This is a genomic window from Paraburkholderia terrae, from assembly GCF_002902925.1.
GTDB classification, from domain to species: Bacteria; Pseudomonadota; Gammaproteobacteria; order Burkholderiales; family Burkholderiaceae; genus Paraburkholderia; species Paraburkholderia terrae.
The window spans coordinates 810,813-833,696 of the sequence record NZ_CP026111.1 but is presented as its reverse complement, the minus strand read 5'-3'; the positions used below and the strand labels follow the sequence as shown (position 1 = coordinate 833,696).

The 22,884-nt window shown below is 64.2% G+C and carries 22 protein-coding genes and 1 riboswitch; of the genes, 3 read left to right on the top strand and 19 right to left on the bottom strand.

Translation table 11 applies throughout. The features are described 5' to 3' along the window. Nucleotides 1-28 precede the first annotated feature (28 nt). Nucleotides 29-1,366 carry a guanine deaminase gene (gene guaD, locus C2L65_RS03765; RefSeq protein ID WP_042317198.1) on the top strand — a complete coding sequence of 446 codons (1,338 nt, stop codon included), beginning with the start codon at nucleotides 29-31 and terminating at the stop codon, nucleotides 1,364-1,366. An 821-nt stretch (nucleotides 1,367-2,187) separates the two neighbouring features. Here guaD and C2L65_RS03760 read toward each other — a convergent pair. Beyond that, a complete protein-coding gene (locus C2L65_RS03760; protein ID WP_042313179.1) occupies nucleotides 2,188-3,429 on the bottom strand; it encodes an NAD(P)/FAD-dependent oxidoreductase in 1,242 nt (413 codons plus the stop codon). 145 nt (nucleotides 3,430-3,574) lie between these two features. Between C2L65_RS03760 and C2L65_RS03755 the strand changes: the two genes are divergently transcribed. Further along, nucleotides 3,575-4,315: a class I SAM-dependent methyltransferase gene (locus tag C2L65_RS03755; RefSeq protein ID WP_042313182.1), complete on the top strand. Its 741-nt coding sequence runs from the start codon at nucleotides 3,575-3,577 to the stop codon at nucleotides 4,313-4,315. 60 nt (nucleotides 4,316-4,375) lie between these two features. Here the strand turns inward: C2L65_RS03755 and C2L65_RS03750 are convergent, their stop codons facing one another. The 18 genes from C2L65_RS03750 to C2L65_RS03665 all read right to left on the bottom strand — a co-directional run bounded on the left by C2L65_RS03750 (nucleotide 4,376) and on the right by C2L65_RS03665 (nucleotide 21,458). Then, nucleotides 4,376-4,807, bottom strand: a complete 432-nt coding sequence (locus C2L65_RS03750; RefSeq protein WP_042313185.1) for an excinuclease ABC subunit A — start codon at nucleotides 4,805-4,807, stop codon at nucleotides 4,376-4,378. A gap of 26 nt (nucleotides 4,808-4,833) precedes the next feature. Then, nucleotides 4,834-5,262 carry a hypothetical protein gene (locus C2L65_RS03745; protein WP_042313189.1) on the bottom strand — a complete coding sequence of 143 codons (429 nt, stop codon included), beginning with the start codon at nucleotides 5,260-5,262 and terminating at the stop codon, nucleotides 4,834-4,836. Between the two features lie 90 nt (nucleotides 5,263-5,352). After that, nucleotides 5,353-6,585, bottom strand: a complete 1,233-nt coding sequence (locus tag C2L65_RS03740) for a beta-ketoacyl-[acyl-carrier-protein] synthase family protein (protein ID WP_042313192.1) — start codon at nucleotides 6,583-6,585, stop codon at nucleotides 5,353-5,355. Beyond that, nucleotides 6,582-7,808, bottom strand: coding sequence for a beta-ketoacyl-ACP synthase (locus C2L65_RS03735; protein ID WP_042313194.1), 1,227 nt, complete (start codon nucleotides 7,806-7,808; stop codon nucleotides 6,582-6,584). The genes C2L65_RS03740 and C2L65_RS03735 overlap by 4 nt, the downstream gene beginning before the upstream one ends. Continuing rightward, complete coding sequence (locus C2L65_RS03730; RefSeq protein ID WP_007744134.1) at nucleotides 7,808-8,533, bottom strand: 3-ketoacyl-ACP reductase FabG2; 726 nt, start codon at nucleotides 8,531-8,533, stop codon at nucleotides 7,808-7,810. Before C2L65_RS03730 ends, C2L65_RS03735 begins: the two co-directional genes overlap by 1 nt. Then, the gene (locus C2L65_RS03725) at nucleotides 8,530-9,012 is read right to left on the bottom strand and encodes a hotdog family protein (RefSeq protein ID WP_042313198.1); all 483 of its coding nucleotides are present in this window, start codon (nucleotides 9,010-9,012) and stop codon (nucleotides 8,530-8,532) included. Before C2L65_RS03725 ends, C2L65_RS03730 begins: the two co-directional genes overlap by 4 nt. 35 nt (nucleotides 9,013-9,047) lie before the next feature. Beyond that, a complete protein-coding gene (locus C2L65_RS03720) occupies nucleotides 9,048-10,229 on the bottom strand; it encodes a beta-ketoacyl-[acyl-carrier-protein] synthase family protein (RefSeq protein ID WP_042313201.1) in 1,182 nt (393 codons plus the stop codon). Then, nucleotides 10,226-12,631, bottom strand: a complete 2,406-nt coding sequence (locus C2L65_RS03715; protein ID WP_042313318.1) for an MMPL family transporter — start codon at nucleotides 12,629-12,631, stop codon at nucleotides 10,226-10,228. Before C2L65_RS03715 ends, C2L65_RS03720 begins: the two co-directional genes overlap by 4 nt. Continuing rightward, nucleotides 12,631-13,296, bottom strand: coding sequence for a LolA family protein (locus C2L65_RS03710; RefSeq protein ID WP_042313204.1), 666 nt, complete (start codon nucleotides 13,294-13,296; stop codon nucleotides 12,631-12,633). Before C2L65_RS03710 ends, C2L65_RS03715 begins: the two co-directional genes overlap by 1 nt. After that, entirely contained in the window at nucleotides 13,284-13,721 is a 438-nt protein-coding gene (locus C2L65_RS03705) for an acyl-CoA thioesterase (protein ID WP_042313321.1), read from the bottom strand. Before C2L65_RS03705 ends, C2L65_RS03710 begins: the two co-directional genes overlap by 13 nt. Next, complete coding sequence (locus C2L65_RS03700; RefSeq protein ID WP_042313207.1) at nucleotides 13,714-15,309, bottom strand: HAL/PAL/TAL family ammonia-lyase; 1,596 nt, start codon at nucleotides 15,307-15,309, stop codon at nucleotides 13,714-13,716. The genes C2L65_RS03705 and C2L65_RS03700 overlap by 8 nt, the downstream gene beginning before the upstream one ends. Then, nucleotides 15,296-17,065: a glycosyltransferase family 2 protein gene (locus tag C2L65_RS03695; protein WP_042313210.1), complete on the bottom strand. Its 1,770-nt coding sequence runs from the start codon at nucleotides 17,063-17,065 to the stop codon at nucleotides 15,296-15,298. The genes C2L65_RS03700 and C2L65_RS03695 overlap by 14 nt, the downstream gene beginning before the upstream one ends. After that, nucleotides 17,062-18,750 (bottom strand): ApeI family dehydratase, encoded by a 1,689-nt coding sequence (locus C2L65_RS03690; protein ID WP_042313212.1) that lies wholly within the window; start codon nucleotides 18,748-18,750, stop codon nucleotides 17,062-17,064. The genes C2L65_RS03695 and C2L65_RS03690 overlap by 4 nt, the downstream gene beginning before the upstream one ends. After that, complete coding sequence (locus C2L65_RS03685; RefSeq protein WP_042313215.1) at nucleotides 18,747-19,442, bottom strand: COG4648 family protein; 696 nt, start codon at nucleotides 19,440-19,442, stop codon at nucleotides 18,747-18,749. Before C2L65_RS03685 ends, C2L65_RS03690 begins: the two co-directional genes overlap by 4 nt. Continuing rightward, on the bottom strand, nucleotides 19,442-19,693 hold the full coding sequence (locus C2L65_RS03680) for an acyl carrier protein (RefSeq protein WP_007578129.1): 252 nt from the start codon (nucleotides 19,691-19,693) through the stop codon (nucleotides 19,442-19,444). Before C2L65_RS03680 ends, C2L65_RS03685 begins: the two co-directional genes overlap by 1 nt. Nucleotides 19,694-19,695: 2 nt before the next feature. Next, on the bottom strand, nucleotides 19,696-19,995 hold the full coding sequence (locus C2L65_RS03675) for a phosphopantetheine-binding protein (RefSeq protein ID WP_007744145.1): 300 nt from the start codon (nucleotides 19,993-19,995) through the stop codon (nucleotides 19,696-19,698). Then, a complete protein-coding gene (locus C2L65_RS03670) occupies nucleotides 19,976-20,770 on the bottom strand; it encodes a lysophospholipid acyltransferase family protein (protein ID WP_042313218.1) in 795 nt (264 codons plus the stop codon). Before C2L65_RS03670 ends, C2L65_RS03675 begins: the two co-directional genes overlap by 20 nt. Beyond that, nucleotides 20,754-21,458: a beta-ketoacyl synthase chain length factor gene (locus tag C2L65_RS03665; RefSeq protein WP_042313220.1), complete on the bottom strand. Its 705-nt coding sequence runs from the start codon at nucleotides 21,456-21,458 to the stop codon at nucleotides 20,754-20,756. The genes C2L65_RS03670 and C2L65_RS03665 overlap by 17 nt, the downstream gene beginning before the upstream one ends. 518 nt (nucleotides 21,459-21,976) lie before the next feature. Beyond that, nucleotides 21,977-22,163, top strand: a riboswitch (yybP-ykoY riboswitch). Nucleotides 22,164-22,220: 57 nt separating this feature from the next. Here C2L65_RS03665 and C2L65_RS03660 point away from each other — a divergent pair. Next, nucleotides 22,221-22,793, top strand: a complete 573-nt coding sequence (locus tag C2L65_RS03660; RefSeq protein WP_042313223.1) for a TMEM165/GDT1 family protein — start codon at nucleotides 22,221-22,223, stop codon at nucleotides 22,791-22,793. Nucleotides 22,794-22,884: the final 91 nt, after the last annotated feature.

Here is a 22,884-nt window from a genome sequence, read left to right as displayed (position 1 = left end):
GATCTTATAGTTCGGAGACGGTTTCACCATGACTCAAACAGCTTATCGCGCGCAACTGCTGACGTTCAACGGCGATCCTGCGCAATCGTCCAATGCTGCAGTCTTCAACGAAGACGGCCTTCTGATCGTCGAAGACGGACATGTCGTCGCGGCGGGCGCGTATGCGTCTGTCGCTGCGCAGCTCGCGCCCGCTACGCAGGTGGTCGAGATGCGCGACAAGCTGATCGTCCCCGGTTTCATCGATACGCACATTCATTATCCGCAGACGGACATGATTGCGTCGCCCGCGCCGGGACTGTTGCCTTGGCTCGACACGTACACGTTCCCGACCGAGCGCGGTTTCAGCGACGCTGCTGTTGCGCAGGACACGGCGCGCTTTTTCATCGACGAGTTGCTTGCGTGTGGTACGACGACGGCACTCGTTTACTGCACGGTGCATAAGCAATCGGCGGATGCTTTGTTTGCTGAAGCGCAGCGGCGCAATGTGCGGATGATCGGCGGCAAGGTGCTGATGGATCGCAACTGCCCCGAGTTTCTGCGCGACACCGCGCAATCGGGCTACGACGACAGCGCCGAGCTGATTGCACGCTGGCACAACAAGGGACGTCAGATGTACGCGCTGACGCCGCGTTTTGCGCCGACTTCGACGGAGGCGCAACTCGAAGCGACGGGCGCGCTGGCGAAGCTGCATCCTGATGTGTTCATTCAGAGTCATGTCGCCGAGAATCATGATGAGGTGAAGTGGGTCGCGGGTCTTTTTCCTGGTCATCGCAGTTATCTCGACATCTACGATCACTATGGGTTGTTGAGGCCGCGGGCTGTGTATGGGCACTGTATTCATCTCGATGCTGAAGATCGTCGGCGGATGGCCGAGACGCGCTCCGTTGCGGCGCATTGCCCGACGTCGAATCTGTTTCTTGGAAGTGGTCTGTTTGATTTCGACAAGGCTGGGGAATCGGGGATGCCTGTTGCGCTGGCGACTGACGTCGGTGGCGGTACGTCGTTCTCGATGCTGCAGACCATGAATGAGGCGCATAAGGTTGCGCGGCTGGGTGGGCATCATTTGACCGCTACGCGGATGTTCTGGCTGGCTACTGCTGGCGCGGCGGAAGCGCTTGATCTTGCAGATCGGGTTGGGACGTTAAGGCCTCGGGCTGAGGCGGATTTTGTGGTGCTCGATCCTAAGGCTACGCCGTTGTTGGCACGGCGGACTGAGCGTACTGAGACGCTTGAGGAGTTGTTGTTCGCGTTTGCGCTGCTTGGGGATGATCGGGCTGTGTTTGAGACTTATGCCGCTGGGCAGCGGGTGCATCGGCGTGATGATGTTCGGCAAAGCGTTGCCGGGAGTGCGCGGATCGCTGCTTGATTTTTTTTCGTCTGCGACGCGGTTGGGTGCGCGTTGCGTGGGTTTGCGCTGGCATCCGCGCTATGCCTTCGTGCTTCATGCGTCGTACTTATACGTTTGCCTTTTCGCTGGCATCCGCGATTTGTTAGCCTGCTTCAAGCGTCGCCCCTGTGCGGGGCGGCACCTACTTTTCTTTGCCGCCGCAAAGAAAAGTAGGCAAAAGAAAGCGGCTAACACCGCCAATCCTTGTTCCTGCCTGAGGGCCCCCAACCGGTCCCTCACTTCACACGGCAACCTTCCTGCTCGCGTTCGTTGCCAACGCTCCAAGCCAGCGCATCACCCGCTTCACACACCCGCGTCGCAGCATGCCGTGCCAGATAGTCCACCGCCGCCCAGGTGGCAAACTGTGTGTAGGCCGTAGTACCGCACGCACCTCACTCCAGACCGATAGCGCATGCGTCCCACCCCGTAAGAGCGCTGCCCTATATGACGCGACAACCTACACACAGTTTGCCACCTGGGCGGCACATACCATTCGCTGCCGCTAACACGTGTACGAATTTGTGAAGTGGGTGAGGCGTTTATTTAAAGCGTTGGCAACGAACATAAGTCACGTGATTGCCGTGTGAAGCGTAAGACCCTTTGGGGGCCCTCAGGCAAACACTAGAACTGGCGGTGTGAGCCGCTTTCTTTTGCCTACTTTTCTTTGCGGCGGCAAAGAAAAGTAGGTGCCGCCCCGCACAGGGGCAACGCGTGAAGCACGAACGCAAATCGCGGATGCCAGCTCAGAGCCAAGCAAACCAGCCCAGCGTCGCAGACTAAACCAAAACCAAAACCAAACCCTACACCTTGCACACTTCATAAAGCGCATTCAACCTGCGCCCAGCATCCGCAACAAAAGGATTCGTCTCATCCCACGCATAACCGGCCAGCACGGCGCTGATCATGCGCCGAATCCCTGGCGTCTGCTCGGGATAAAAGATGATGTCCTGCAACTCGCCGGTATACCAGCGCTCGACGAAAGCACGAAACGTATCGATCCCCTTCCGCAGCGGCACATCATAAGCAGACTGCCAGTCAACACTCTCACCAGCAAACTGACGCTCAAGCGTCCCAACAGCAAGATGCGCGGAGCGCAGAGCAATAGTCACGCCCGACGAAAACACCGGATCAAGAAACTCACCCGCATTCCCGAGCAATGCAAACCCAGGCCCATGCAGTCGTTCGACATTCGCCGAATACCCGCCAATATGCCGTACGGGCATCAGGAACGGCGCATTGCCAATCAGACGGTTCAGCGTCGGCTCACTCTGAATCAGCGCCCGCAACTTCGCCTCGCGCTCAGCCTCGGGCACATCAAGAAACGCAGCCTCCGCCACACATCCCACCGATGAACGCCCGTTCGCCAACGGAATCATCCAGTACCACACATCCCGATGCTCAGGATGCACGGCAACCGTGATCTTGTTGCGATCGTGCGCGTCGACCGGAATACCATCGCGCACATGCGTAAAGATAGCGGCACGCGTCGGCATGCGCGTCGGCGCTTCGAGATTCAGCAGCCGCGGCAGAACGCGCCCAAAACCGCTCGCGTCGAGCACGAAACGCGCATGCACCTGATACGCGTTGCCCGCTTCGTCCGATACATCCAGCACGGGCGCATCGCCCGTCTTCATCGCGTGTACCGTGTGGCCGAAGCGCACGTCGGCGCCCTGCTTCGCCGCGCAGCGGATCAGCAGATCGTCGAACGTCGCACGCTCGACCTGGTACGTGGTGCCCCATCCATCCGAATGCTTGTCGCGAAAGTCGTAAGCGCACGACTGGTCGCGATACACGAAGTGCGCACCGTTCTTGTACTGAAAGCCCGCTTCGACGACCGCCTGCAGCATGCCCGCCTCTTCGAGGTAAGCCATGCTCTGCGGCAACAGGCTTTCGCCAATCGAGAAGCGCGGAAAGTGCTGGCGCTCGAGCACGAGCACGGAATGCCCTGCCTTGCGCAACAGCGCCGCCGCAACGGCACCCGACGGTCCCGCTCCGATGATGGCCACGTCTACCGACGCATTCATCGACGAATCCATATTCATTGATCTTCCTTCACATAACGTATTGCGCACGCAACGCTTTCCATCCTTACCAGCGATTACAATGTCGCACAATCATCGAGATCAAAAACAACCTAAAGACCATCACCGACCGGGGAATAACGTGCAGTCCACCGAATCATCCAGCATGACGGACCGCGTACCGAACGACGTACCCTTCGTACCGGAAACAGCATTCGGCGTCTGGTTCCTGCGCACCCATACGTGGGAACACCATGTGCTGCGCGTCGCAATCAACGACCTCAAGCGCCTGATCGATACGCCGCTGCCCGCTGCACCCGTGATCGTCGACGTCGGCTGCGGACAGGGCATTTCGTTCCGGCTGCTCGCGCAGGCGTTCAAGCCGCAACGAATCATCGGCATCGATTTTCATGAGCCGTCGCTCGCACTTGCCAAACAGTCCGCGCAAGTTTGCCTCCAGCACGCCGACACCCGCGAAACCGGAATCGACGTACTGCACGGCGACTGCGCGAACCTGCCGCTGCCCGATGCGAGCGCCGACATCGTGTTCTGCCATCAAACCTTCCACCATCTCGTCGAGCAGGAACGCGCGCTCGCCGAGTTCCGCCGTGTGCTGAAGCCGGGCGGCGTGCTGCTGTTCGCCGAATCGACGGATGCCTACATCAAGTCGTGGGTGATCCGCCTGCTGTTCCGTCATCCGATGCACGTGCAAAAAAGCGCGGACGGCTATCTCGACATGATCCGTCGCGGAGGCTTCACATTCGGCGCGCACAACGTCTCGCTGCCGTATTTGTGGTGGAGCCGCGCCAAGGACTTCGGCCTGCTCGAACGTCTGCACATCTACACGCCGAAGCCCGGCAAGCGGCGCGAGACGCTCGTCAACGTCGCGGCAATCAAGACAGACTGACGACACATCGAGCGGCTGCATAGCAAATCGGCGCTGCAGCCGCCCAACGCATCAAAACCGTTACTTCTTCAGCGTCACCACATCACCCTTCAACGCGACACCAGCAATCACCGCGCCCGCACCGCAGGTGAACTCCGTTGCGCTCTCGCGCACTTCGTTCTTGTAGTTGCTCTTGATGTTGATGACGGCGTTGCCGCCTTCCTTGCGTGCGCGATCCTGCAGTTCGATCACGGCCGACAGGAACACGTGCTGGCACGCCGTCTCGTCGCTTTTGCCGAACGCGTTGGTCTTCTTGTTCGTTGCGAACTCGCCGTAGCTCTTCACGACGGCCGGGTGCTTCTGCCCCGCGAAATACAGCGGGATATCGTCGCCGACTTTGCCCGGCTCGCTCGCGAGCGCGGCGGCGACCGGATAGCTCTCGACGCTGTCGCGCGCGAAGGCGTGCGAGGCGAGGCATGCGACGGCAACTGCACAGATCAGGTGACGCTTCATGGTTATGACCCTCGTGGTTGGAATTGTTATTGCGTTTCGAGCATCACGACATCGCCGCGCACCGCGAGTGTCGATCCATTCAGGCTCGCGCCGCAGGTGAACTCGGTCGAAGAAGCCGATTCGTTATGCTGGAAGCGCGTCCTGACGTCGACGACGGCGTTCGCGTGCTGCGCACGCGCATAGTCGCGCAGTTCCTGCACCGCCTTCTCCAGCGCGATACTGCAGTTGGCCTCCGGGCTGCTCTCCACCTTGCGCAGCACGCGTACGGCAAATTCCTTGTTGCCGTACGACTGCTTCACGGGCGCATGCGTCTGGTTGCCGAAGTAAAGCGCGACGTCTTGCCCGTTCTGCGTCTGGACGGCAGCCGGCATCGGCAGCGATTTGATTTTGGTCGTGCAACCGGCCTGCGTCAGCACGACGGCAGCCACCAACCCCAGTGCGATTTTCGTTTTCATTGTTTCGACTTCCCTTTTAGTTGTTTATTCTGCGTACTGCTGCTTGCTTCGCTTGCCTGCTTGCCTGTGATTGAGCCCGACAGGCGGCGGTCAAATCCTTGCGAACATCAGGCTCGCGCAACTGCCGCCAAAGCCGAACGACACCGACAACGCGCTATTCATCTGCGCTTCGCGCGTGGCCTGCACGAGCGGCATGGACTGCGCGAGCGGTTCGAGATGTTCGATGCCCGTCGTCCCCGCGATAAAACCGTCACGCATCATCAGCAGCGTGTAGATCGCTTCGTGCGCGCCGCATGCGCCGAGCGGATGCCCCGTCAAACCCTTCGTCGACGAAAACGGCGGCACGTCGTTACCGAACACCGTTTGCAGCGCGCGCAGTTCTTCGATGTCGCCAAGCGGCGTCGATGGCGCGTGCGCGTTCACGTAGTCCGGGCGCGCGCCCGCTTCGTCGAGCGCCGCCTGCATCGCGCGCGCGATGCCCTGCGCGTGCGGCGTCACCATGCCCGCGCCATCGGTGCTGTGGCCAAAGCCCGTCACCTCCGCGTAGATGCGCGCGCCGCGCGCGAGCGCATGGTCGAGCGCTTCGAGCACGAGCACGCCCCCGCCAGACGCGATCACGAAACCATCGCGCGCGGTATCGTACGGACGCGACGAACGCACGGGCGTGTCGTTGAAATGGCGCGACAACGCATGCATCGCGTCGAACATGAGCGTCATGTTGTCGTGCAGGCATTCGCTGCCGCCCGCGAGCACGACCTGTTGACGCCCCGTCTGAATCAACTGCATCGCCTGGCCGATTGCGAGCGCCGACGTCGTGCAAGCCGACGACGGCGAATACGTCACGCCTTCGATCCCGAACACCTGGGCAACATTCGCCGACGCCGTGCTGCTCATCGCCTGCGGCACCGTATACGGCGGCGTTTTCTCGACGCCGCGCACATTTGCAATAGTCATCGCGTCGTCGTATGCCGACATCGTGCCGACGCCCGAGCCGATCACGGCGCCGACGTCAGGCGAGCGCAGCGACGCGAGGTCGAGGCCTGCGTCGTCGATCGCCTTGCGCGCCGCGTGACAGGCAAAGCGCGCGGTGTCGCCCATGAAGCGTTCGAGCTTGCGTTCGAACGGCGGCTCGCCGGCCACCGACGCCACACCCGCGACCTGCGTGCCGAAGCCGCGCTCGCGCCACGCGTCGACGCGCGTGATGCCGCTGCGCCCGGCGCGCAACGCGTCGCTCACGTCGTCGAGCGTATTGCCGATGCACGACACGATGCCCATGCCCGTGACGACGACTCGCTGCAAGCCTTGCGAACGGCTACGGCTCATCGAATGCGCCTGAAAATCAGCGACGTATTGATGCCGCCAAACGCGAAGTTATTGCTCATCACAAAGTCGGCGTCGATGCTGCGCGCTTCGCCCATGATGTAATCGAGCGGCGCGCACGCGGAATCGACTTCCGTGAGATTGAGCGTCGGCGCGTACCAGTTGCGCTTCATCATCTCGATGGTCCACCACGCTTCGAGCGCGCCGCATGCGCCGAGCGTATGCCCGACGTAGCTCTTCAGCGAGGAAATCGGCATGCGCTCGCCGAAGGTCTGCGCCGTCGCCTGGCTTTCCGCGATGTCGCCGCGATCCGTCGACGTGCCGTGCGCGTTCACATACGCAATCGCGTTCGCGTCGAGCTTCGCGTCTTCCAGCGCGAGTTGCATCGCGCGCGCCATCGTGGCCGCCGTCGGCTGCGTCATGTGCGCGCCGTCCGAATTGCAGCCGAAGCCGACGATCTCCGCATGAATCGTCGCGCCACGCGCCTTCGCATGTTCGTATTCTTCGAGCACGAGTGTGGCCGCGCCCTCGCCGACCACGAGACCGTCGCGCTTCGCGTCGAACGGACGCGGCGTCAGATGCGGTTCGTCGTTGCGCGTGCTGGTCGCATAGAGCGTGTCGAACACGGCGACAGCGGGCCCCGACAACTCTTCCGCGCCGCCCGCGAGCATCAATGTCTGCTTGCCCGTCGCGATCGCTTCATACGCGTAGCCGATCGCCTGGCTGCCCGACGCACACGCCGACGAGGTCGGCACGATGCGGCCTTTCAGGTCCCAGAACAGGCTCACGTTGACAGCCGTCGTGTGCGGCATCATCTGCACATAGCTGTTCGACGTGACGTTGGCCATCGAGCCCGTCTCGAGCATCGTGCCGAATGCGCGGATCGGTTCGACGGAGCCCGACGACGATCCGTACGCGACGCCCATGCGGCCGTCCTTGATCGATTCATCGTTCGCGAGGCCCGCGTCGGCGAGCGCCAGTTCGCTCGCGCGCACCGCGTACATCGACACCGCGCCCATCGAACGCGTCTTCTTGCGCGGCCAGTCAGCGGGTTGAGCGAACGCGGGCAGCGGCGCCGCGAGGCGCGTATGCAGCGACTCGAAGTAGTCCCACTCCGGCATGCGCCGCACCGCGTTGCGGCCCGCCTTCAACGCGGCTTCGATTTCGTCCCAGCGGCTGCCGAGCGCCGTGACGCCGCCCATGCCCGTAATGACGACGCGCTTCATCAGATCATCCCGCCATTGACGCCGATCACCTGGCGCGTCACGTACGAGGCCGCATCCGACATCAGGAAGCTGACCACCGCCGCGACTTCTGCCGGTTGACCGACACGGTTCATCGGCACGGTCTTCAGCGCGTGTTCGAGCGGCATGTCATCGAGCATGCCCGTTTCGATCAGCCCCGGCGCCACGCAGTTGACCGTGATGCTGCGCGACGCGAGTTCGACGGCGAGTGCCTTCGACGCGCCGATCAGCCCCGCTTTTGCCGCGCTGTAGTTGACCTGCCCACGGTTGCCGATCACGCCCGACACCGACGCGATCGTCACGATGCGGCCGCCCTTCTTCGCGCGGACCATTGGCATCGTCAGCGGATGCACCACGTTATAGAACGCGTCGAGACCCGTTTCGATCACGACGTCCCAGTCTTCGTCGGTGAGCGCGGGAAAGGCCGCGTCGCGCGTCACGCCCGCGCTGCACACGATGCCGTAGTACGGGCCGTGCGCAGCGACATCCGCTTCGAGCACTTCGCGGCAGACGGCGCGCTCGCGCACGTCGAACTGCAGCACGCGCGCCGAGCCGCCTTGCGCCGCGATGCCCGCCGTGACGGCCTCGGCTTCCGTGCGGCCCGTGCGGCAATGCACGGACACCGCGAAGCCGTCCGCTGCCAGTTGATATGCAATCGCGCGGCCAATGCCGCGGCTGGCGCCCGTAACCAGAACTCGCCGGCTCATGAACTGATACTCCCTTCGATGAACGTCTGAAAATCGCCCGGTTGAAAGACCTTGATGACGGCATCCGCGCAACGCACTCCGTCGTGGTCAATCGTGCATTCGTAGGCGCTGTGGCCTGCGTCGCTGCGCAGCACTTCCTGCACGCTGATCGTCAGCCGCGCGTCACACGCAAACGCGCTCACGTGCGCCTTGTAGCTGCGCGTGCCGAGCAGCACGCCGGGACGCGCACGGCCACCCGCACGCATCGCGAGCAGCGCGACATGTGCGGCCACGCCCTGCGCCATCAGTTCGATGCCGATCCACGCGGGCATCGCGCCGTTTTCGTCCGCGTACCATGCGTCGCCGCGAACGGTCGCATGCGCGGTCAGTGCTTCGTCGCCGAATGCGCTCACACCATCGACGAGCAGCATCGTGCCACGATGCGGCAGGATCGTGTCGATGGGCGGAAAAGCTTCGCTGGTCTCAGGTGTGGCCGTCATGTCGTTATGTTTTTTGCTGCGTGCGTTCGCGCCGTTCAGCGCGCCAGTATCAGGCTGACGTTGCTGCCGCCGAACGCGAACGAATTGCTCATCACGTATTGCGCGCCGTCGCGCGGAATGCGCCGCTCGTCCTGCACGAGATCGAGTTCGGGCAACGCCGGGTCCGCTTCGCCATCCCATCGATGGCGCGGCATCGCCACGTCACCGCGCGCGAGCGTGAGCCACGCGAAGCCCAGTTCCGTCGCGCCCGCCGCGCCGAGCTGGTGCCCCGTGAGCGGCTTCGTGCCGCTCACGGGCACGCCGTGCGCGAACACGCGCGACATCAGATGCGCCTCCATGTCGTCGTTCTTGCGCGTAGCCGTCGCGTGCAGATTCACATATGCGATCGCCGACGCCTCGATGCCCGCGTCCTTCAGCGCCGCGCGCAACGCAAGCTCGCCGCCGATACCCTGCGGGTCCGGCGCCGACACATGATGCGCGTCGCTCGATTCACCCGCGCCCGCGAGGCGCACTTCGTCTTCGTCGCGCGTCATCAGGAACACGCTGGCGCCCTCGCCGACGTTGATGCCGCTGCGGTTGCGGCTCATCGGATTGGTGCGCGTCACGCTCGTCGATTCAAGCGACGCAAAGCCCTGCACCGTCAGCTCGCACAGCGAATCGACACCGCCAACGACCATCGCGTCGCACACGCCCAGTTGCAGTAAACGGCGCGCCGACACGAATGCTTTAGCGCTCGACGTGCAAGCCGTCGAAATCGTGAACGCGGGCCCCTGCACATTCAGCGCGGCGGCCGCGAACGGCGCGGCGGTGCCGATCTCCATCTGCCGGTAGTTGAAGTCGTCGGGCAACTCACCCGCTTGCGCCTGGTGGACGAAGGCGACCTCAGCCGCGTCGATGCCCGATGTGCTCGTGCCGAGCACGACGCCGATCCGGTGCGAGCCGTAGCGCTCGCGCGCCGCCTCGATCTCGGGGCGAATCTGTTCGAGCGCCGCGAGCAACATGCGGTTGTTGCGGCAATCGAAGCGCTTGAGCGTCGCGGGCAACGCGATGTCGAGCGGCGTCGACACGCGGCCGACGTACGCATCGCCGATGCCCGTGTGCATCAATCCCATGCCGGGCGATTGCGCGGCTTCGAGCGCGGGCACGATCGAAGCGACGTCGCCGCCGAGCGCGTTGACCATGCCGAGCGCATGCAGATAAACAGGTGGCAGCGTCATGCGACTCTCCTTCTTCCAGGCGGCATGCCGATCGGCGCAAGCAGCACCGACACGAGTATGCCGAGCGCCAGCGTGGCGCCAAAACTCTTCAATGCGGGCATCGCGCTTAAAGCCAGCATGCCGAATGACAGCAAGGTGGTCGCCGCCGACAGCAGCACGCCCGTCCACACCGCGCCGAGATCGGCGTGGTCACGCAGACAGCCTTCGCGCAGGAATACCGCATAGTTTGCGCCGACGCCGAGCACGAGCATCAGCGCGAGGCAGTTGAACAGATTGAGCGGCACGCGCGCGTAGCCGAAGGCGGCGAGCGTCACGCCGATGGCGAGCAGCACGGGCAGCGTCGTCGCGATGCCGCCGCGCGGCGTATAGCGCACCATCAGCAGAATCAGCACGAGCAGCAGCGCGCCCGCAAGCCAGATGCCGCTGTCTATGCGATAGGCGCCGAACAGCTTCGACACGCTCGCGGCCTTGTCGACGAATACGACGCCATCGACGGAATGCGCGGCGCCGATCAACGCGGCGACGTTTTGCGGCGTCACGCGTTGTGGAATCACAATCGCTGCGTAGCCGTGCTCACCGCGCGCGTCCACAGCGCCCAGCCATAGATGACGATAAGGTTGCGACCAGGGCGCGGCGAGCCAGCGCTCGACCGTCAAAGGCGCAGCGTTCGACTTCGCGTAGGAAGCGAGCCATGCATCGGCGATTTCGTCGCGAAAGCCCGCTTGCAGCAGCATCGAACGAAGCGCGGAGGGATCGTTGAACACGTGTTGCGCGAGCACGTTGTGCGTATCGGCCTGGCGTTGCGCCGACGGCACGAACTGCGTCACCGATTGCCAGCCATTGACCGCTTGCGCGCCGCTCAACGCATCGAGCTTCACGCCCAGCGCTTCCGCGCGCTGCAACACGGTTTCCGCCGACGGCCCACGCACGACGAAGAACTGCGCGGTGTTATCGACGCCGATCGCATTGCGCACCTGATCTTCCTGCGCGACGAGCGCGGGATCGCGCTGGATCAGCAGATGGATATCGTCGTCGCTGGTGAGGCGCAGCCAGCCGGGAATCGCGAGCAGCACGAGCACGCCCGCGACGATCCACGCGCGCCGCCCGCCGATAGCCGCGTGCCAGCGTTCGAGCAGCGTCGCGGCGCGCATGAAGAGACGCCGCTGGGCATGCTTCGGCCCCTTGACGAGCAGCACGGGCAGCAGCCACAGCACGGACGCGAACGCCGTGCAGATCCCGGCGATCGCAAAGCACGCAATCTGCTTGAGCGCCGGGAACGGCACCCACGCGAGGATTGCGTAGCCGAGCAGGCTCGTCGCGAGCGCAACCGTCAGCGCAGGCCGCACCGAGCGCGCGCCCTGCCGTGCGTTCCAGCCACGCTGCGCACCAAGGTAGACGACGAAATATTGAATCGAATAATCGACGGCCTCGCCGATCAGGCTCGCGCCGAACACGAGCGTCAACAGATGCAGCTTGCCGAACACCAGCATCGTGACGGCGAGCGCGCAAACGATGCCGAGCGCCGTCGACACGAAGCCGAACAGCAACAGACGCGGCGAACGGAACACCCACAGCATCAGCAGCGCGATGCCGCACGCGGACGCGACGCCGATCAGATGCACTTCGCGCTCCGACGCGCTGCGCGCCGATTCCGCATAGAACACGGCGCCCGTGCGCGCGACGCTCGCATCGGGATAGCCCGATTTCAGCGACGCTTCCGCCTGTGCAGCCGCCGCCAATACAGCGCGCTGCGTCTGCGATTCGTACGCGGAACCGGGCAGCGTCGTGACCACGAGCACGCTCGTCAGGTCCCCGCGATGCGCGACGAGCATGTTGTCTTCGAGATCGAGATTCGAGGTGGCGAGCGGCAAGGCGCTCAGGAAGTGTTCGAGCCAGCCGAACGGGTCGTCGGCGAGTTGCGTGGCTAGTGGGCCGCGCACCGGGTTGTAGATGCGCTGCATCAGCGCGTCGTGCAGCGATGCCGTGTTGTTTGCAACGGCGTCGCGGTCGTCGCGCGTCAACAGGCCGAAGCGATACGGCATATACAACCCGCCGATCTGCGACATGTCGAACGGCGGCAACTCCGCCGTCACCGACGCGAACGCGCCGCTTTTCTGCAACGCCGCGCCGAATTGTTTCGCCGCCGCTTTCGCGCGTGCGTCGTCCTTGCTCGTCACCAGAAACACCGTGCGGTCGCCGAGCGCGTTGGCCAGCGTATCGACGGCTTTTTCAGCGACGGGATCGGCTTCCGTCGCGGGCAGCAGCGCGAGCAGATTCGTCTCCAGCGGCGACGGCCCAATGAAACGAAAGACGCAGTACAGCGACGCGACGAGCGCGAGCACGAGCCATGCGGCCCGGATGCCCCACAACTGCGTCTTGGTCCACTGTCGCGCCATCAGCATCATTGTGCTCCAAGCAGCGTGCGCTCGCCGGGTGCGAGATCGTTGATCGCTTCGCTCTTCGCGAACTCGATCTGCGTGACGTCGCCGTTCGCCAGCGTGATACGCAGCGTCTGCAGGAACTCGCCGCCCGTCATCTGCAAGCCCTTGATCGACTGCGCGAGCTGCGGCTGATTCGGCTTCAGTTCGAGTTTCCATTGCGACGGCGTGCCTTGCGCGTCGACATCGAACTGCGAATACAGCGCGGACAGATCGCCGCCGAGCATCGCGCGCATCATCTTCGAGACCTGCGCGACACCGCGCACGCCCTGCGCGCTTTTCGTATTGACGCGCTTGCCGTTCGCATCGACTTCGCTGACGCCCGAGTCGGTGATGACATAGATCGCCTTGTACGGCGTATCGACACGCCAGATCACGCCGCGCTCGCGGAAAAACACCAGCGTGCCCGTGCTCACCAAAGGCTGCTTCATCGCGGACAGCGTCTGTGTCTGCGTGAACTGCGCGCGCACGCCCTTCGCCTGCGCAAGACGTGACGCGACCTGCGAGACGAGCGCGGGGTTGCCGTTTTGCGCTTGAGACTGCGTCTGCTGTGTCGCCGCGTATGAACTCACGCTCGCCACAGCAAGCAACGCAGCGACCAACGCGGCTCGTAATGTCAGCGTGACCATGCGCGCTCCAGCTTTTCGAACACGACAGGCGGCGACACGAATTGCGTTTCCTGCGTAGCGGCATCGATCGCGACCTGGATCGTGTAGCCCTTTGTCAGCCGCGTGCCCGTCGCGCAATCGACGATTTCGTAACCTATTTTCAGGCGGTTTTCGAGTTCGAGCAGCTCCGTGCGCACATCGATCCGCTGGCCGTAGGTCGCGGGCCGCACGTACTTCAGATGCGCCTCGACGATCGGCCACAGGTAGCCCGACGCCTGCATCTCGCGGTAGTCGTAGTCGAATGCACGCAACAACGCGGCGCGGCCGATCTCGAAGTACTTCAGGTAATGGCCATGCCAGCAGACGTTCATCGCGTCGACATCGTGAAACGGCACTTCGACGATGGCACTCGCCTTCAACGTCTTGCCCTGGTGGCGCTCATTCATGATGCGCGCCTCCTTCAACCAGCGCGCAATCGGCAATGCGCGCCGTCAACGCGCGCAGATCGCTTTCGAGCGCGCGGTCTTCGTCGACGAACGGCGACATCGCGGCCACCTCTTGCGCGAAGGCGCGCAGCGGCGCGGGCACGTTCGTCGCATCGTTGATGCGCACGCGCAACTTCAGCGCCTGCACGGTGGCGAGCGTATGCGCGGCGGCGACCTGCTCCGTCAGTTCGAGCACGCGCAGGCAATCGCGCGCGGCGATCGTGCCCATGCTGACCTTGTCCTGGTTGTGCGCTTCCGTCGAACGCGAGAACACGCTCGCGGGCATCGTGTGCTTCAGCGCTTCCGCCGTCCACGCCGACGAAGAAATCTGCACCGCCTTGAAACCGTGATTGATCGGCGCGCGCGCCGGGCTCGCACCCGTCAGGTTGCGCGGTAAGCCGTTGTTGAACTTGTCGTCGACGATCAGCGCAAGTTGCCGGTCCATCAGGTCCGCGAGATTGGCGACGGCCGTCTTCAACGCGTCCATCGCGAACGCGATATGGCCGCCGTAGAAGTTGCCGCCGTGCAGCACGCGCTCGCCGTCCGGGTCGATCAGCGGATTGTCGTTCGCGCTGTTCAGTTCGTTCTCGACGTCGCGCCGAATCCATGACAACGCATCGACGGCGACGCCGATCACATGCGGCGCGCAGCGGATCGAATACCGATCCTGCAAGCGATGACCCGGCGTATCGTCGCGGCCCGCGAGGTCCGCGCGAATCCACGCGGCGGCTTCGGCCTGGCCTGCGTGCGGTTTTGCTTCGAAGATCATCGCGTCGAAGTGCGCGGCGCGGCCATCGAGCGCAACCGTCGACAGCGCCGTCAAACGCGAGGCCAAACGCGCGAGATGTCCGGCACGCGCAAACGCGAGACACGCGAGGCCCGTCATCACGGCCGTGCCGTTCATCAGCGCGAGACCTTCCTTCGGCGCGAGCGTCAGCGGCGCATGACCGAGTTGCGCCCACACGCCGGCGGCATCGCGCAGCGTGCCATCAAACATCACGTCGCGTTCGCCGACGAGCGCCGCCGCCACGTACGACAGCGGCGTCAGATCGCCGCTCGCGCCGACCGAGCCTTCCGACGGAATGCGCGGCAGCACACGATGATTGATCAGATCGGCGAGCCGTTCGAGCAGCACGGGGCGCACGCCGGAAAAGCCGTACGCGAGCGAGTTCAGACGCGCGGCGATCACGGCGAGCGCTTGCGCATCGTCGAGATAAGCGCCCATGCCGCAGCCGTGATAGCGCGTCAGTTGCAATGGCAACGCTTCGACGAGTTCCATCGGCACATCGACGACGCATGCGTCGCCATAGCCCGTGTTCACGCCGTACACCGTTTCGCCCGCGGCGAGATGACGGCGCAGAAAATCCGCGCCGCGCTGGATGCGCGAACGCCACGCGGGATCACCGCTCAGCGCGACACTCGCGCGTCCCTTCGCAATCGCGACGACCTCTTCGATCGACAGCTTGCGTCCGCCGATCACCACCGCACGCGGCGTTGCCGTGTGCGCGGCACGTGCGTGCGCATCGTCGATCAGATCATGTTCCGACATTCGCGTCTCCGTGTGGGATGCCACCCGTTATCGTCTTTCGGGGACGCGCCCAGAAATCGAAGAAATTGAACCATTGATAAGGTGCCTTGCGGCAATAGTGCTCGAGGCGCGACGCATAGCGCTGCGCCCAGGCGGCGATATGCTGCGCGCGTTCGCGGCGCGGCAGGTCAATGCGCTCGGCGAACGGCTCGAAGTACAGCCGATAGCGCTCGCGGTTGCGCTCGTCGCGCTCTTTGAGGCAGAAGAACAGATACACCGGGCAGCCGAGCGCATGCGCAAGCACATACGGCCCTTGCGCGAACGGCGCGGTCGCGCCGAGAAATTGCGCATCGGTCGTGCGGCCCGATTCGCGCGCGGGCACGCGGTCGCCGACGATCACCAGCAGCTCGCCCGCGTCGATACGCTCCTGCATCATCATCGACGTCTCGGGTCCGAAGTCGCTGACTTGCATGAGCCGCTTCGCGAACTCGCTGTTCGCCGTCGACAGCACGCTGTTGAAGCGCTTCGCGTGTTCGGTGTAGACGATGGCCGTGACCTTCGCGTGGCCGCCGTTCGCGGCAAGCGCGCGCGTCATTTCGAGGTTGCCCAGATGCGCGCCGATCACGAGCGCGCCGCGCCCGCTCGCGACGAGCGCGTCGAACGCGGACGAATCGTCGAAGATCACGTCGTTCGAATCGATGCGGCCCGACCAGGCGGCGAGCTTGTCGAGACCCGATTGCGCGAACGCGAGCATTTGCCGATATGCGGAGCGCCAGCCGGGGCGCGGCGTGCGCTCGCCTTGCGCAGCCTGTTCAAGATGTGTGAAGTACGTGCGCGAAGCAGAGCGCGCAGCGCGGCCCGTCATCAGAAAGTACGCGACGATGGGGTGCAGCCACAGCGCGGTGAAGCGCATGCCGAACAGCTTGCAACTGAGCGCGAGCAGCGTCATGCCGAGGCGGCTGCCGCGCTCGGCCATGCGCCACCATTTCGCGTTGTCGCCATTTGAATGCAAAGCGGCGGACTTGCGCGGCATGAACTTGTGCGCGAGCAACAGCGGCAGACGCAACAGCATCCCGCATACGAGACGCGTATGACTCGCGCTGATGCGCACGTTGTCCCACAGCACGTCGAAGTGCGACACGCCGTCCATCGCGTACGTGACACGCGTCGGAATCGCGCGGAACGCGAGGCGCCGCCAGTACAACCGCACGAGAATCTCGATGTCGAAGTCCATGCGCGTCGGCAGTTGCACGCTGTCGATCAGCGCGCACGCGGCGTCGAGCGGATACAGACGAAAGCCGCACATCGAATCGCGGATCGTCAGCGACAGCGTTTCGATCCATACCCACACATGCGTCAAATAGCGGCCATAAAGACGCGACTTCGGCACGCTCTCGTCGTAGACGGGCCGTCCGAGAATCACAGCGCCCGGCTCGGCGCGCGCGGCAGCGAGAAACAGCGGCACATCGTTCGCGTCGTGCTGGCCGTCCGCGTCGATCTGCAAGGCGTGCGTATAGCCCGCTCGCTTCGCCGCGCGCAGTCCCGCCATCACGGCCGCGCCCTTGCCGCCGTTGACGGGCAGGCGCAGCAGCGTCATCTGCTCGCGATGCTGGCAAGCCAGTTTCGCGAGCACGGCTTGCGTCGGTTCATCGCTGCCGTCGTCGACGACGAAGATCGGCAATCGGTGCGCGGCAAGACGCTCGATCGTGCCGCCGATCGCGTCCTTGTGGTTGTAGATCGGAATGACGATGCACGCGTTGAAACCTGCGTCGCTCATGCGCGCTCCCGATACACGATCACGCCCGACGCACTGTCGCGGCCATCGACGCGATACGCGAATTGCACGCGCCGCCGCGCAGCATCGTGCGACAGCTTCAGGTCGAGCACGGCGCCCGGCATCACGGGCGCGGTGAACTTCAGGCGATCGACGGATTCGATCTCGCGCACGCCCGTCACGTGCGCGGTGGCAAGGCGTATCGCCCAGTCGAGTTGCACGACGCCGGGAAGGATAGGCAGGCCGGGAAAGTGGCCTGCGAAGTGGTCGAGCGTCGGCGGCACGCGCAGTTCGTAATGGACGTCGTCACCGTTGCGCGCTTCGGACAGCAGTTCGAAGCCTTCGTCGCGCGGCTCGAAAGCGGCGGCCACGGCGGCAACGGGCAGCTTGCCGCGCGCGTCGAACGGCAGCGCAATGCGAAAGCGCCAGTGGCGCGGCAGCACGACCACGTCGAAATAGGCGGCGAGATGGCGGCGCAAGGTCTTCGCGAGCGCGACGCGCCCTTCATTGCGCAGCGCCGCGCTGCCCGCATCGTTGAGCGCGACCACCGCGCCGAGACGTTCGCGCGACGCTCCCGCGAGCCGCACCACCGCCGACTGCGCGACATACGGATGCAACGCGAGACGCGCTTCGACTTCGGGCAGCGACACACGCTTGCCGTCGAGCTTGATCACGCGGTCGAGTCGTCCTTGCAGACGGAAACGGCCGTCGTCGTCGAACACGATGGCGTCGTCGGTGCGATGCCAGTCGTCGTGGCCCAAATGCGGTGAGCGCACATTCAGCGCGCCGTCTTCGCTGCGCTGAACGTGTACGCCGTTGACGGGCCGCCACGCCGACGTCTCGTTCTGACGTCGCCACGCGATACCGCCCGTTTCCGTACTGCCGTAGATTTCGATCGGTGCGCTGCCGAAAGCGGCGGCATATTCAGCGGCGGCTTCGGCGGAAAGCGGTCCCCCCGACGAGAAGAACGCGCGCGGCACGGGCGTCAACGCCGCGAAGCCCGGCATTGCGGGCCAGCGCGATAGCTGCGCGGGCGACGACACAACCACGGCCGCGCCGCATTGCCCGATGCGCGACTGCACATGCTGCGGCTCGATGCAGACGGCGCGATCGAACGCGCGTCCGGCGGCGAGCGGCCACATGACGCGAAACAGCAAACCGTAGATGTGGTGATGCGGGACGCTCGCGAGCATGGTCGCGTCGCCGACGAGTTCGCCCCACTCGCGCTCCAGCGTGTGTACTTCGGCGTCGAACTGCGCGAGCGTCTTGTGAATCGGCTTCGGCGTGCCGCTGCTGCCCGATGTATAGAGCGTGAGCGGCGCGTTCGGATCTATTTTTAGCGGCGTTTCGGCGCATGCCTGCGTTGCGGCATGTGCGCGGACGTCGGCGTCCGTGAGCACGGCGTCGTACGCATCGGCGAGATCGGCGAGATAGCCGGGCGTCGCGTTCGCCGGAATCACGGGCGTCTTGCCGCAGGCGAAGAGCGCGAACAGCGCGCACGCGAAATCGAAGGGATCGTCGATGCACAGCGCGTAGCGGCGCGCCTGCGTTTCACGCAGTTGCAAAGCGATGGCGAAGACCCGCGCGCGAAACGCTGCAAAATCGATTGTGTGGTTTGCTTCGTCGTCACGACAGACGGGCACGTGCCCAGCGCGCTCGCACGACAGCAGCTCGTGCAGCGCGATCATGCCGCCTCCGAGCGTCGCACGCGCGGCAGGATCACGAGATACCGCCACGCAATTTCGCCAGCCAGCAGCAGGCCGATAAGACCATACGCGATCGCGCCGTTATACAGCGACCACGCTTCGCGCGGCCAGTAGAGCGCGGTGTAGAGAGAGAACAAGCCATTCGCGAGGAAGAACGCGCACCAGATCTGCGTCACGCGGCGCGTGTGGCGGATCGCCGGCTCGCTCAGATTGGGCGTGCCGATGCGTGCGAATTTTTCGATCATCGTCGGGCCGCGCACGAGTGTTGCGCCGAACGCGATCAGCAAACCGAGATTCACCAGCGACGGATAAATGCGCAGCAACAGTTCGCTATTGGTCCACACGATAGCGGCGGAAGCGATGCTCAGCATCAACGCCACCGCCCAGTCGACCCGCGAGAGCTTGCGCAGCGACGCGCCGAACGCGCCCGTGCCCGCGCAGCGCTGCAGCCACAACAGCGCGAACAGCAGGCAGCCGACAAAGCGCGGCGCGTCCCAGAACCATGCGCACAGAATCACAGCGGGATACGCGAGCTTTGCGAGCACACCCAGCGCGAAGCCCGCCCAGCTACGCGGGCGCTCGCTGTCGTTCGTTGCCTGCACGGCTGCTTGCGTTGCGCCCGACGCCTGACTATCGTCCGAGGCGCCCTGCGCGTGCGAACGTTGCGTGTGCATCAGCCCTGCGCCGCGAGCAGCGACTCGACCGCCGCGATCACGTCGCCAACCGTGCGCACCGACTTGAACTCCTCGGGCTTGATCCGGCGGCCCGTCATCTCCTGCAACTTGATCGCGAGATCGACGGCGTCGATGCTGTCCAGATCGAGCTCTTCGAACAGGTGCGCTTCGGGCGTCACGCGTTCGGGCTCGATGGCGAAGTTCTCTTTGAAGATGGCGCGGATGCGCTCAAGGATCTCGGTGTCGGTCACGGTCATTCCCCTTTCTTTGTGGTATCGCCCGATTCATGCGCAAGCTCGCGCTGGCTCGCCACCAGCGCCGCAAGTGAATTGATCGAGCGGAAGTGCTCTCGCGTGCGTTCGTCATTCGCCGCGATCGTCAATTGATAGTGTTTGCGCAGCACGATGCCGATTTCGAGTGCGTCGATCGAATCGAGACCGATGCCGTCGGTATCGAAGAGCGGCGCATCGTCGTCGATGTCGGCGGGCGTCAGGTCTTCCAGATCGAGTGCTTCGATCAGAAGCTGTTTGATTTCAAGCTTTAAAGAATCCATAGTCGAACAGGTGCTGGGTGATATGTGCTTCGATGGCGCTCGTCACCGTGCGAGCGGCCAGCGCGGGCGGTTCGTCGTGCGCCGCGAGCGCGTCTGCGCCGAGCGGCTCGAGCACGTTGACGCGCATGCGGAACGCACGCTCGGGCACGTTGTACCAGCGCATGCCCTTCGTAAAAGCGGGTGGATCGCAATCCATCAGTACCGGCAGGATCGGCGCGCCGGACTTGAGCGCCATGTGCGCGAAACCGCGCGAAAACGCATGCATCCGGTTGCGCGCCGGGCTGCGCGTGCCTTCCGGAAAAATGATCATCGTGTAGCCACGCTCCAGTTGCCGCGCGCCCGCTTCTACGAGCTCGAGCGGATCGGCGTTGCTCACGTATTCGGCCGCGCGCACGACGCCCCAGAAAAACGGGTTGCCCCAGTGCGCGCTCTTGACGACGCAGCACGCGCGCGGTGTCAGCGACAGCAGCACCATCACGTCGAGCCACGTCGGATGATTCGCGACCACGATGGCCGGCTCGTTGTCCTTGCGACGCAGCGCAGCGACGCCATGCGCGTCGAGTTCCATCACGCCGGCCCACTTCAGCACGGCGACCAGCGCGCGAAAGAACGCGTGAATGATCGCGGTGATCGCGCGCTGCTTCGACGCGCGATGCGGCCAGATCCACGCGATCGGAAACAGGATCAGCGAAAAGCCGAGTCCGCAGATGCCGAACGCCGTGAATGCGAGCGCCGTCGCGACGAGGCGCCAGTGGTAGTCAAGCCACGCCTTCATCCCAGCTCCATTCCCAGACCGCATATTCGCCGCGCCATTGCGCAGCTGCATGCGTGTCGAGGCAGTGATGCACAGCCTGACTCTGAGTTGCAAAGAGAGTGCCCGCGCCTTCGGGCGATGCATTGGCGTCGGCGACGGCCGTGCGCGAACAGGACAGGCGGCCCGCCGGGGCTTCATCCAGCAGGATTGCGACCGCGCCGCCCTGCACCTCTTCGTCGATCGTGCCGTAGCCGGGATCGGCCGGTTCGTCGGCGTAGACGAGCAACACGGGGGTCGAGGTGTCCGTGGCGTATTGCGCGTGCGCTTCGAGCAGCGCGTAGCCGAGCGTCTCCGCACCGGCGGACAGCGCGCTCGCAGCCGTACGGTCGCCACGCGAAATGCCGAACACGCCCGTCATCGCGTTGAGCACGGAAAGACTGAAGGCCGTTGGCGACACCGGCTCGCCTGCGCTGATGTTGCGCAGGATGTCGGTGGTGCGGCGCAGCTCGCCGTGGCGCGACGCGAATACGATGCGCACGTTCGGCCGGTCGGCGGCGCAATCATGCGCGACTTTCAGCGCGATACGCGACAGCGTGCTCAGGCGACGCCGCACCATCGGCTCGATAAAGCCAATATCGGGTGCGGCGGCTGCGACGGCAGGCCAGGAAGACCAGCGAGCAACCGGAATAGTCCAGTGCAGATCGGGCATATCGGTGTTCGCGCGTGAAGGCTGCTGACGCCAGAGGCGCGCTCGCCATCGACAGCACGTTAAGCGCGCTACTCCGGGGCGAGGCGCTGCGCCAGTTCGGTGAGTCCACTTTTATTTTAAGGAGTCACCCAAATAACGGCACGCAGCGGTGATTATTTAGGGGCGGGACGCCAAAACAGGTTTTTGTCTGGTCATTACGTAGACCGCCCGAAATGATACAGAGCATTCTGGCCGAAATCAGCCAGAAAAGACGTATCTATCTGTATCCGTCTCTTGCGCGCGACGGAAGCGTTCCCAAGCCTTGCGCAGCCCGTCCGTGCAGCCTTTCGCCCGGCCTGGCCGCGCGCCAGCACGCCAGACATTCACGCCGCTTGTAACGTTTCCATTCGCGCTGGCAGCGCGCGACGAATCCGTAGAAAAAACGATAATCGCGCCCGATTTTGCAATGGACTTGCTGTAAGTGAACTAAAGGCGAGACTAAGTAGCGCTGAATCGTCGCCTTTGCGCAAGCTGCCGTGCTATACTGCGCCCCTCATTGGGGAGTAGCCGCCCCGCTTCATGCCCGCGCAACGGCCCAGCTTCTGGCCCCGAGCGCAGCGTGCGTGATTTGCGGGGGCGCCTGTCAACAGACTTGGCCGTATTGGCCATGGCAGACGCAGCCTCTGGCCTGGCGAGACCGATGATCCACCACCGCCGCTTTAGGGCCCGGCGCGTTGTGGGTCGTCGCTCGCACATATCTCGGCCCGGGGAATCTATCAAAACGTGGAACAAGCCTTTCTGATCTCGACGGGCGCGGTCGCGCTGGCTGAAATTGGCGACAAGACCCAACTGCTGTCGCTCGTCCTCGCCGCCCGCTACCGCAAGCCGCTGCCCATCATTCTCGGCGTGCTCGTCGCAACGCTGATCAACCATGCGGGCGCCGGCGCGCTCGGCGCGTGGCTCGGCTCGCTCGTCACGCCGACCGTGATGCGCTGGGCGCTGGCGGCATCGTTCATTGGCATGGGCTTGTGGATTCTCGTGCCCGACAAACTCGACGACGCCGAGGCGAACACCAATCGCACGCACTTCGGCGTGTTCGGCGCAACCGTGGTCACGTTCTTTCTCGCCGAAATGGGCGACAAGACGCAGATCGCGACGGTCGCGCTGGCCGCGCGCTTCCATGATTTCTTCGGTGTCGTTGCTGGCACGACGCTCGGCATGATGCTCGCGAACGTGCCGGCGATCCTGCTCGGCGACCGCTTCGCGCACAAGCTGCCGACCAAACTCGTACACGGAATCGCTGCAGTCATGTTCGTGGTGCTCGGCGCGATGGCGTTGATGGGCATCGGCGTCTGACCGTCTGCCGGGCCATCCGGCAATCGCTCCGGTAAAAAGCAACGGCCGCATCGCTCACACGATGCGGCCGATTCTTCGTGGGGAGCGCGTA